We start from the raw sequence: 10,421 nt of genomic DNA on the forward strand, positions 1-10,421 counted from the left end.
GAGTATCACCCGCCCCGCCTCTCCCCGCCCCGCCTCTGCCCCGCCGATCATGAAAGTTGACGGCCAGATCCGAGATCCACATCGCCGCCAACTTCATGATCAACGCATCCAGGGCGGGGTGGGGTCAGCGGGAGGTGGGGGCGGGGAGGGTGGTGGTCCAGAGGGAGGCGCCGGTGCGGTCGCGGAGGTGGACCGTGAGGGCCGCCGACGGGCCGTCGATGGTCACCTCGCCGAAGTGCTGGAAGCCCTCGGCCGGGGAGGTGTTCGCGCGCGGCGGGGCGTGCACGAAGACCGCCTTCGGGCCGAACGTGCCGTCCAGCGCGTTCGGCCCGAACGCGCCGGCGTGCGCCGGGCCGGAGACGAACTCCCAGAACGGGCTGAAGTCCCGCACCGCGGCGCGCGCCGGGTCGTAGTGGTGGGCGGCGGTGTAGTGCACGTCGGCGGTGAGGAACACCAGCCCGGTCACCCCGGCCCGGTGCGAGGCGCGCAGCACCTCGGCGAACTCCAACTCCCGGCCGGCCGGCGCGCCGTGGTCGCCCTGCGCGACGCCCTCCTGCGCGGCGGAACCGTCCGGCACCACCAGGCCGATCGGCAGGTCGTTGGCGATCACCTTCCAGGTGGCCCGGGACGCGCGCAGCTCCCGGATCAGCCACTCCCGCTGTGCCTTGCCGAGCAGGCCCCGGTTGCGGTCGGGGTAGGTGTTGCCGTCGTTGGGGTCCTTGTAGGTGCGCATGTCCAGCACGAACACGTCCAGCAGCGGCCCGTACGACAGCTTGCGGTACATCGGCCCGCCCGACGGCACCGGCAGCCACTCGTGGAACGCCTGCCGGGCCCGGGCGGCGAGCACGTCCACGCGCTTCTCGCCGTACCGCTCGTCGGTCAGGATCTCCCCCGGGTACCAGTTGTTCACCACCTCGTGGTCGTCCCACTGGTTGATCTGCGGCACCTGGGCGGCGAACGCCCGCAGGTGCTCGTCGAGCAGGTTGTACGCGAACTGCCCCCGGTACTCGGCGAGCGTCTCGGCCACCTTGCTCTTCTCCGGCGTCACCAGGTTGCGCCAGGTCCGGCCGTCCGGCAGCACCACGCTCTCGGCCAGCGGCCCGTCGGCGTACACGGTGTCGCCGCTGCACAGGAAGAAATCCGGGCGGCGCTCCCGCATCGCCCGGAAGATCGCCAGGCCGTCGAAGTCAGGGCTGATCCCCCAGCCCTGCCCGACGATGTCGCCGGTCCACACGAACCGCACGTCACGCCGCTGGTGCCGCCCGGGGGCGGTGGCGAACGAACCGGTCAGCGGCTCGCTGCACAGGCCGTGCCGGTCCAGGCTCTCCACCCGTACCCGGTAGTGCAGCCGCTCCCCCGCGGGCAGGCCGCGCAGGCGGACCTTGCCGGTGAGGTCGCCGGTGGGGTCGACCACCGGGCCGCGCACCAGGCGGGCGCCGCGCAGGTCCGGCCGGCGGCTGACCTCGACCAGCATCCGGCCGGGCCGGTCCGCGCGGGTCCAGACCAGCGCCGAGTCGGCGGTCACGTCGCCGCTCTGCACGCCGTGGGTGAGCAGCGGCCGGCCGCTGCGCCGCAGGCCGGGTGCGGCGGGCGCGCCGGGCGCGCCGAGCAGCGCGCCGCCGGCGACTCCGGCACCGGCGACCACGCCGGCGCGGAGCAGGGTACGTCGATCGAAGTGCGTCATGGGTTCTCCCGGTCTCGGCAGTGTCGCCAGCCGGTCTACCGGCCGCAGGTGGCCGGGAACTCCGGTCGAGGTGACCGGCACGTCAACGACTGCTGTCCAGCGCCCCGGCATGACCACCGTCACACCGCCGGGCCGTCACACCGCGCCCGCCGTGCCCCGTCCTGTGCGCGTACCCGAACCCTCAAGGAGGCGGCGATGAGCCGGATGGACATGGCGGCGGTGGCGCCCGAGGCGTACCAGGCCGTGCTCGGCCTGGAGAAGTACGTCCGGGCGAACGTGGACCACACCGTGCTGGAGCTGGTGAAGCTGCGGGCGTCGATGCGCAACGGCTGCGCGTTCTGCGTCGACATGCACAGCCGCGAGGCGCTGGCGGCCGGGGAGGACAGCCGCCGGCTGTTCGCCGTCGCGGCGTGGCGCGAGGCGCCGTTCTTCGACGAGCGGGAGCGGGCCGCGCTGGCCCTCACCGACGCGGTGACCCGGCTCGGCGAGCACGGCGTGCCGGACGACGTCTGGGACGCCGCGGCGAAGGTGTGGTCGGAGAAGGAGCTGGCGGATCTGGTGATGGCGATCGCCACCATCAACGTGTGGAACCGCGTCGCCGTGACCTGCCGGACGCAGCCGCCGGCGCAGGTCTGATCGCTGACACACGACGGCCCCGGTCCCGCCAGGAGCGGGCCGGGGCCGTCGGCGCGTCGGTCAGGCCAGCTCGGGGAACCAGAGCGCGATCTCGCGCTTGGCGCTGTCCGCCGAGTCGGAGGCGTGCACCAGGTTCTCCCGGTTCGACAGCGACAGGTCACCGCGGATGGTGCCGGCGGCGGCCTTGCGGCCGTCGGTGCTGCCGATCATCGCGCGTACCACCTCGACCACCTGGTCGCCGGAGAGCACCAGCGCCACCAGCGGGCCGCTGGTCATGAACGTCTTCAGCGGCGGGTAGAACGGCTTGTCGACGTGCTCGGCGTAGTGCTGGTCGGCGAAGTCGCCGTCCATGGTCCGGCTCACCATCGCGTCGATCCGCAGGCCCTTGCGCTCGAAACGGGACAGGATCTCGCCCACCAGACCGCGGCGCACCGCGTCGGGCTTGATCAGTACGAGCGACCGCTCGTCCGGGCTGCTGCTGGACACGCTGGGTTCCTCCTGCGCACTCAAACGGGGTTCGGCTGGGTACGGTCAGCGTAGCGACCCGGTCCCGGCGCCGGCGCGGCGGCTGCGTCTTCCCTGGCCCGCCGCGGCGGCCTAGCCTGGCCCTGGAACCCCTGGGAGGTCCACTGTGGCGAATGGCGGGAACCGCACGATCGCGCCGGTACGCAAACTGATCGGCGCGGTGCTGGGCACCGTCGCCACCTTCGTGACCGTGTTCGGGCTCGGCATGACCAGCTGGGCCATCGTGGCCCTCGGCGTCGCGCTGCTGGTGCTGGCGATCGCCCTGGCCACGGTACGCGGCGGCGGCCGCACCTGGGTGATCGGCCTCGGGCACGTGCACAGCGCCTCCGAGCCCCCCACCCAGTACGCGTTCGGCCGGTGCGAGCTGCAACTGGTCATCGACGCGCCGGGGCTGCCGCCCCGCTCCAAGAAGATCATCGAGCCTCGGGTGCCGGTCGCCAAGTGGCCCTCGCTGGGCCAGGCGCTGCCGGTCCGGGTGGCGCTGGACGACCAGCGGCACGTACGCGTGCTCTGGGACGAGGTGCCCACGCACGCCGAGAGCGCCGCCGCGGTGGCCGACCTGCCGCCCGAGTACGCCGCCGAGCCGGACCCGCTGGACGAGCCGCTGATCGCGCAGGAGGCGCCGCCGTGGGCCGGGCGCGCGCCGGAGGACGACTTCCGCGACGACTACCCGCCCGCGCCGGACCCGTACCTGGACGACGTCCCGCCCCGGGCCGAGGAACGCGAGCCGGTGGTGCTGCACCAGAGCCCCGGCGGCCCTGTGGTGCTGGAGGGGCAGCTCGTCGAGCGGGCCGAGCGCGCGGCCGGCCCCGGCCCGCTCCCCCGCCGCGCCCCGGCCCCCCGCTCGCCGGCCGAGGAGCCGGTCGACACCGTGCCGGTCGAGACCGTGTTCGTCGACTCCGGACCGGCCGACTCCGGCCGGTCCGACTCCGGACCGGCCGGATCCGGACCGGCCGACGGCGGGCCCGACCCGATCGACGTGCCGCTGGACGACCCCTCGGACGCGCCGCGGCGCTCCGACGCGCCGCCGACCGCCGAGGAGCTGGACGAGGCGATCTTCGGCCCGTCCGGCGCGGCCGAGCCGGACGAGCTGGCCAGCCCGATCAGCGGCGTCGGCATCACGCTGCTCGTCACCGACCTGGACCGGTCCCTCGACTTCTACCGGGAACTCGGCTTCGACGAGCTGGACCGGGGCGAGGGCAACGCCGTGCTCTCCTCCGGGCCGACCCGGCTGGTGCTGCGCCGGGTGACCGGCGCCGCCCCGATCAGCCGTCGCCTGGTGCACGTGAACCTGGAGGTGGACGACATCCAGGGGGCATACGAGCGGTTGCGCGACTCCGGCGTCCGGTTCACGTACGCCCCGCGCGTCGTCAACCGGGGCACCAAGCTGGAGGTGTGGGCGGCTGCCTTCCGCGACCCCGACGGCCACGGCGTCGCGCTGACACAGTGGCGCACGCTCGCCCAGGTGTAAGGAAGGGCCCCTTCTTAACGCCTCAGGTAGAGGAAGGGGCCCCTCTTAACACGCGCGACCGCGCGACGGCGCTCAGCCGAGGATGACCCGCCGCACGTGCAGCGCGTACGCCCACACCAGCGCGAACATCACACCCAGCGCGAACAGCGACCAGTGCAGCAGCCCGGAGAGCAGCAGCAGTCCCTGGATCACGGTGCCGGCGTGCCACGCCCACGGGCGGCGCATCATGCCGGCGAGCACCACACAGGCGACCGCCAGCGCCACGATCGCGCCGATCGCCGCGCCGCTCAGGTCACCGCCGACCACCCGGATCGGCTGGATGGCCAGCAGCAGCACCAGCGCCTCCAGCGACATCGTGCCGGCGCCGAGTCCGCGCACTGCCTTGTCCGGGTTCCGCAGCCCGGACCGCCGCACGCCGCCCACCGGCTCCGAGCCGCCTGCCTGCTCCGAACCGGCCGCCTGTTCCGGACCGACCGGCCGCTCAACGCCGCCCGCCTGCTCCGGACCGGACAGCTGCTCCGGCCCCGTCGGCTGCTCAGCGCCGGTCGGCTGCTCAGCGTCTGTCGGCTGCTCCGGGCCGGTCGGGCGCTGCTGCGGGCCGGTCATCGCTTGAGCAGCCGGCGGGCGTCGGCCACTGTCACCACCGATCCGGTGATCAGCACGCCCACCCCGGACAGTTCGCCCGGCACGTCCGACTCGGTCTCCGCCACTGCCGCCTCGATGGCGTCCGGCATGTCCCGGGCCACCTGCACCCGCTCCAGCCCGAAGATCTCCCGCGCCAGCGCCGCCAGCTCGTCCACCGGCATCGTCCGGGCCGAGCTGTTCTCCGCCACCACGATCGAGTCGAGCACCGGTTCGAGCAGTTCCAGAAGGCTCGCCGCGTCCTTGTCGCCGAGCACCGCCAGCACGCCGACGAGCTTGCTGAACGCGAACTCCTCCTGCACGGCGGCGACTGTCGCGGCCATCCCGTGCGGGTTGTGCGCGCCGTCGAGCAGCACCGTCGGGGCGCTACGCACCCGCTCCAGCCGGCCCGGCGAACTGGTCGCGGCGAATCCCTCACGGACCGCCTCGATGTCGAGCTGCCGCCGGGCGCCGGCACCGAGGAACGCCTCCACCGCCGCAAGCGCCACCGCCGCGTTCTGCGCCTGGTGCGCGCCGTGCAGCGGGATGAAGATCTCCTCGTACACCCCGCCCAGGCCCTGGATGGTCAGCACCTGGCCACCGACCGCGACCGCGCGGCGCAGCACGCCGAACTCGGCGCCCTCGCGCGCGACGGTGGCGTTGACCTCGGCGCAGCGTTCCAGGATCGGTCGGGCCGCCTCCTCCTCCTGCGCCGCCGCGATCACCGTGGCACCGGGGTGGATGATGCCCGCCTTGTGCAGCGCGATGTCCTCGATCGTGTCGCCGAGCCACTCGGTGTGGTCCAGCCCGATCGGGGTGATCACGGCGACACCGGCCTGGATCACGTTCGTCGCGTCCTCCGCGCCGCCGAGCCCGACCTCCACCACCGCCACGTCGACCGGGGCGTCGGCGAACGTGGCGAACGCCAGCGCCGTGGTCATGTCGAAGTACGTCAGCGGCTCGGCGAACCGCTGGTCGACCAGCTCGGCCAGCGGCGCGATCTCGCGGTACGTGGACACGAACCGCTCCTCGCCCACCGGCTCGCCGTCCAGGCTGATCCGCTCCCGGACGGTCTCCAGGTGCGGGCTGGTGTAGCGGCCGGTGTGCAGCCCGAACGCCCGCAGCAGCGAGTCGATCATCCGGGCCGTCGAGGTCTTGCCGTTGGTGCCGGTCAGGTGGATCGACGGGTACGCCCGCTGCGGGCTGCCCAGCAGGTCGAGCAGAGTCTCGATCTTCTCCAGCTCGAAGTGCATGCGGGTGAAGCCGCGCGCGTTGAGCGCGGCCTCCACCTCGGCGAACTCGGTGCGGTCGGTCATGCGGAGCCATCTTTCGTTCGCGACTGCGGGGCTCGCAGCCCCGGCTCACTCCTCGCGCTCACGAGGGCAACGCCTCCAGGGCGGCGTCGATCCGGACCAGATCCGCCTCGGCCACCGCCAGCCGATCGCGGATCTTCGCCACCACCGGCTCGGGCGCCTTGCCGACGAACGCCGGGTTGTTTAGCTTCGCCCGCGCCTGGGTGGCCTCCTTCTCGGCCGCCGCCCGGTCCTTGGTGAGCCGGGCGCGCTCGGCGGCCACGTCGATCGAGCCGCGGGTGTCGAGCGCGACGCTCACCGCGCCGGGCATGGCCAGCGTGGCGCCGGCCTGGAAGTCGTCGCCGGGCGCGTCGAGCCGGGCCAGCGAGCGCACCAGCGGCTCGTGCGCCGCGATGCCCGCGCCGGCCAGGCCGTCGAGCCGCGCGGCGACCCGCTGGGTCGGCCGCAGCCCCTGGTCCGACCGGAACCGCCGGACCTCGGTCACCACCCGCTGAAGGGTGCCGACTTCGCCCTCCGCGACGTCGTCGATCAGGGTACGGTCGGCGACCGGCCAGGACGCCGTCAGTACGGTCTCGCCGCCGCTCAGCGCGGCCCACAGCTCGTCGGTGACGAACGGGATGACCGGGTGCAGCAGCCGCAGGAGCTGGTCCAGCACGTGGCCCAGCACGCGGCGGGTGGCGTCGGCGGCGGGGCCACCCTCGGCCAGCACCGGCTTGCTCAGCTCCACGTACCAGTCGCAGACGTCGTCCCACGCGAAGTGGTAGAGCAGGTCGCAGACCTTTGCGAACTCGTACGCCTCGAACTGCTCGTCGACCTCGGCGGTGACGTGCGCCAGCCGGGACAGGATCCACCTGTCGACGGTGGAGAGGTCAGCGGCGGCCGGCAGCGGGCCGTCGGTGTGCGCGCCGTTGAGCAGCGCGAACCGGGTGGCGTTCCAGAGCTTGTTGCAGAAGTTGCGGGAGCCCTGGCACCACTCCTCGCTGACCGGCACGTCCTGGCCGGGGTTGGCGCCCCGGGCCAGCGTGAACCGGGTGGCGTCGGCGCCGAACCGGTCGATCCAGTCCAGCGGGTCGACCACGTTGCCGAACGACTTCGACATCTTCTTGCCGTGCTCGTCGCGGACCATGCCGTGCAGCGCCACCACGTCGAACGGCTGCACGCCGTCCATCGCGTACAGGCCGAACATCATCATCCGGGCGACCCAGAAGAACAGGATGTCGTAGCCGGTGACCAGCACGCTGGTCGGGTAGAACTTCGCCAGGTCCGGGGTGCGCTCGGGCCAGCCGAGCGTGGAGAACGGCCACAGGCCGCTGGAGAACCAGGTGTCCAGCACGTCCTCGTCCTGCCGCCAGCCCTCGCCGGACGGCGGCTCCTCGTCCGGGCCGACGCAGACGATCTCGCCGTCCGGGCCGTACCAGACGGGGATGCGGTGGCCCCACCACAGCTGGCGGGAGATGCACCAGTCGTGCATGTTGTCGACCCAGGCGAAGTAACGCTTGGCCAGCTCGGCCGGCTCGATCTTCACCCGGCCGTCGCGCACCGCGTCACCGGCGGCCTTCGCGAGCGGGGCGGTGTTGACGAACCACTGCAACGACAGGCGCGGCTCGACAGTCGTCTTGCACCGCGAGCAGTGCCCCACCGCGTGCAGGTACGGCCGCTTCTCGGCCACGATCCGACCCTGCTCGCGCAGCGCCGCGACGATCGCCGGGCGGGCCTCGTACCGGTCCAGGCCCTGGAACGGGCCGGGCGCGGTGATGACGCCGCGCTCGTCCATGATCGTCAGCGACGGCAGGTCGTGCCGCTGGCCGATCTCGAAGTCGTTCGGGTCGTGCGCCGGGGTCACCTTGACCATGCCGGTGCCGAAGCTCGGGTCGACGTGCTCGTCGGCGACGATCGGGATCCGCCGGTCGGTGAGCGGCAGCTCCACCTCGGTGCCGATCAGGTGCCGGTAGCGCTCGTCGTCCGGGTGCACCGCCACAGCGGTGTCGCCGAGCATGGTCTCCGCCCGGGTGGTCGCCACCACGACCTCGTCGCCGTAGCGGATCGAGACCAGCTCGCCCTCGTCGTCGGTGTGCTCCACCTCGATGTCGGACAGCGCGGTGAGGCAGCGCGGGCACCAGTTGATGATCCGGTTGGCCCGGTAGATGAGCCCGTCGTCGAAGAGCTTCTTGAACATGGTCTGCACGGCCCGGGACAGGCCCTCGTCCATGGTGAACCGCTCGCGGTCCCAGTCGACCGCGTCGCCCAGCCGGCGCATCTGGCCGAGGATCGCGCCGCCGGACTCGGCCTTCCACTGCCAGACCCGCTCGACGAACTTCTCCCGCCCGAGGTCGTGCCGGGACAGCCCCTCACCGGCGAGCTGCCGCTCGACCAGGTTCTGGGTGGCGATGCCGGCGTGGTCCATGCCCGGGAGCCAGAGCGCCTCGTAGCCCTGCATCTTCTTGCGCCGGGTGAGCGCGTCCATGAGCGTGTGCTCGAACGCGTGACCCATGTGCAGCGAGCCGGTGACGTTCGGCGGCGGGATGACGATGGTGAACGGCGGCTTCTCGCTGTCCGCCGACGCCCGGAAGTGCCCACCGGCTACCCACTGCTCGTACCGTCGCTGCTCTACCTCGCCGGGCTGGTACTGGCCGGCGAGGGTCGGGGCGTCGGGGCGGCGGGCATCCAGTCTCTCGGTCACCCTGAAAGTCTACGGAGCGCTTTCGGGGACCCGACGTGCACCACCTGTGATTCGCGTACGGTGGCGGTCATGTCCGACGCGCATCTCACCGAGCGCCCGGTCGACGGGGGTTCCGATCCGGTCGAGCTGACCGAAGAGCCGATCGAGCTGAGCCGCCGCGATCCCGCGCAGGAGCCCGAACGCCGTCCCGTCTCCCGACGCCGGAAGATCGTCATGGCCGCTCTCCTCGCGGCCGGGCTCGCCGGCGCGGGGGCGCTCGGGCTGGGCGGCTGGCGGGTGCTCCAGCAGAAGGACACGACTCTCGGCCAGCCGGCCGAGGTGGCCGGGCTGGTACGCGACGACAGCGAGCGGGCCCGCAGCACCGCCGACTACCTGCGCGACGGACTGGCCGCCGACATCGAGCTGGACCGCGGCTACGGCGCCGTCTACTCCGACGGCGGGGACGCCAAGCGTTCGGTGCTGCTGTTCGGCGGCACCACGCTGCTCTGGCAGCCCGAACGTGACCTGGACACCCTGTTCGGCCTGATGGCCGACGAGACAGGCCGGGTGGCAGGGCTGCGCGAGGTGGACGCGGGCCGCCTGGGCGGCGTGATGAAGTGCGGTACGACGAGCGGCGACGGTGGCGACTTCGCGGTGTGCGGGTGGGCCGACCACGGCAGCGTCGTGATGGGCATGTTCCCGGGCCGCCGGGTCGACGACGCCGCGGCCCTGTTCCGCGACATCCGCGAGTCCGTCCAGAGCCGCTGACCCGCGACCTCGGCGCTCACTCGTCCACGCCGGTACGGCGAGGTGCCCACACACGCCTTGCCCCGTCCCCGCCACGTCGCGGTGTCGGCGACCCCCTGTCCCCTCCCATGCCACCAGTTCCGGGGTAATGGCTCCCAGCCCTCCTGTTCGCGGGAGGTGGCTGGATGCCGGGCAGTCCGTCCCGCCATTTCGGGGAAGTGGTGGGCCGGTTCGCCAGCTCGGGGTAGTGGCTGGATCCGGGCGTTCCGTTGCCGCCACTTCGGCGTAGTGCTGACCGGCACACCAGTTCGGCGAAGTGGCTAGGTCCGGGGTACTCCATTAACGCCAGCTGGGGGGAACCTGCTGCTGGTTCGCCATCTCGGCGAGGTAGCCGGATGCCGGGCAGTCCGTCGCCGCGACTTCGGGGAAGTGGTGGGCCGGTTCGCCAGCTCGGGGAAGTGGCTGGATCCGGGGCACCTCGCCACCGCTACTTCGGGGAAGTGGCGGCCTGGTTCGGCGTTTCCGGGAAGTAGCGGGCGGTACGGCTAGCCGGTGCAGTGCCGGCAATGGGGTGGGCGGTCCATCGCTCACGCGCGTCCGGGGCCGGCTTTGCGGCCGGTCCGGTGGTGTTTTCCGGGGGGCAACGCAATTCAGGGCCACCCCGTGTGGGGGTGGCCCTGAATTGGAAGATTGTCCGGCGGTGTCCTACTCTCCCACACCCTCCCGAGTGCAGTACCATCGGCGCTGGAGGGCTTAGCTTCCGGG

At 72.7% G+C, this 10,421-nt stretch carries 8 protein-coding genes; 3 read left to right on the forward strand and 5 right to left on the reverse strand.

Annotated elements, in window-relative coordinates; genetic code table 11:
- Window positions 1–124 precede the first annotated feature (124 nt).
- Entirely contained in the window at window positions 125–1,684 is a 1,560-nt protein-coding gene (locus tag IF06_RS0131360; protein ID WP_030275371.1) for an alkaline phosphatase D family protein, read from the reverse strand.
- Window positions 1,685–1,879: 195 nt separating this feature from the next.
- Between IF06_RS0131360 and IF06_RS0131365 the strand changes: the two genes are divergently transcribed.
- Window positions 1,880–2,320, forward strand: coding sequence for a carboxymuconolactone decarboxylase family protein (locus IF06_RS0131365; protein ID WP_013288022.1), 441 nt, complete (start codon window positions 1,880–1,882; stop codon window positions 2,318–2,320).
- A 60-nt stretch (window positions 2,321–2,380) separates the two neighbouring features.
- On the opposite strand, the gene ndk is transcribed toward IF06_RS0131365, so the two are convergent.
- Entirely contained in the window at window positions 2,381–2,806 is a 426-nt protein-coding gene (gene ndk, locus IF06_RS0131370) for a nucleoside-diphosphate kinase (protein WP_013288023.1), read from the reverse strand.
- Window positions 2,807–2,951: 145 nt separating this feature from the next.
- Between ndk and IF06_RS0131375 the strand changes: the two genes are divergently transcribed.
- The gene (locus tag IF06_RS0131375) at window positions 2,952–4,316 is read left to right on the forward strand and encodes a VOC family protein (RefSeq protein ID WP_030275373.1); all 1,365 of its coding nucleotides are present in this window, start codon (window positions 2,952–2,954) and stop codon (window positions 4,314–4,316) included.
- Between the two features lie 72 nt (window positions 4,317–4,388).
- Here IF06_RS0131375 and IF06_RS0131380 read toward each other — a convergent pair whose 3' ends face one another.
- Genes IF06_RS0131380 through IF06_RS0131390 form a run of 3 tightly spaced genes read right to left on the reverse strand, consistent with a single transcriptional unit; the run spans window position 4,389 to window position 8,930 of the window.
- Window positions 4,389–4,922 carry a DUF4233 domain-containing protein gene (locus IF06_RS0131380; RefSeq protein ID WP_030275375.1) on the reverse strand — a complete coding sequence of 178 codons (534 nt, stop codon included), beginning with the start codon at window positions 4,920–4,922 and terminating at the stop codon, window positions 4,389–4,391.
- Complete coding sequence (locus IF06_RS0131385; protein ID WP_030275378.1) at window positions 4,919–6,253, reverse strand: bifunctional folylpolyglutamate synthase/dihydrofolate synthase; 1,335 nt, start codon at window positions 6,251–6,253, stop codon at window positions 4,919–4,921. The genes IF06_RS0131380 and IF06_RS0131385 overlap by 4 nt, the downstream gene beginning before the upstream one ends.
- A gap of 58 nt (window positions 6,254–6,311) precedes the next feature.
- Complete coding sequence (locus IF06_RS0131390; RefSeq protein WP_030275380.1) at window positions 6,312–8,930, reverse strand: valine--tRNA ligase; 2,619 nt, start codon at window positions 8,928–8,930, stop codon at window positions 6,312–6,314.
- Window positions 8,931–8,999: 69 nt separating this feature from the next.
- Between IF06_RS0131390 and IF06_RS0131395 the strand changes: the two genes are divergently transcribed.
- Window positions 9,000–9,677: a hypothetical protein gene (locus IF06_RS0131395; RefSeq protein ID WP_030275382.1), complete on the forward strand. Its 678-nt coding sequence runs from the start codon at window positions 9,000–9,002 to the stop codon at window positions 9,675–9,677.
- The last annotated feature ends 744 nt before the right edge of the window (window positions 9,678–10,421 follow it).

The sequence above is a fragment of the Micromonospora globosa genome (genome assembly GCF_000717585.1).
GTDB lineage: Bacteria > Actinomycetota > Actinomycetes > Mycobacteriales > Micromonosporaceae > Micromonospora > Micromonospora aurantiaca.

Excerpts from the sequence above, each read along its gene's own strand:
- IF06_RS0131365 (WP_013288022.1), top strand. The coding sequence starts at position 1,880 with ATGAGCCGGATGGACATGGCGGCGGTGGCGCCCGAGGCGTACCAGGCC.
- IF06_RS0131395 (WP_030275382.1), top strand. The coding sequence starts at position 9,000 with ATGTCCGACGCGCATCTCACCGAGCGCCCGGTCGACGGGGGTTCCGAT.
- IF06_RS0131380 (WP_030275375.1), bottom strand. The coding sequence starts at position 4,922 with ATGACCGGCCCGCAGCAGCGCCCGACCGGCCCGGAGCAGCCGACAGAC.
- IF06_RS0131360 (WP_030275371.1), bottom strand. The coding sequence starts at position 1,684 with ATGACGCACTTCGATCGACGTACCCTGCTCCGCGCCGGCGTGGTCGCC.
- IF06_RS0131385 (WP_030275378.1), bottom strand. The coding sequence starts at position 6,253 with ATGACCGACCGCACCGAGTTCGCCGAGGTGGAGGCCGCGCTCAACGCG.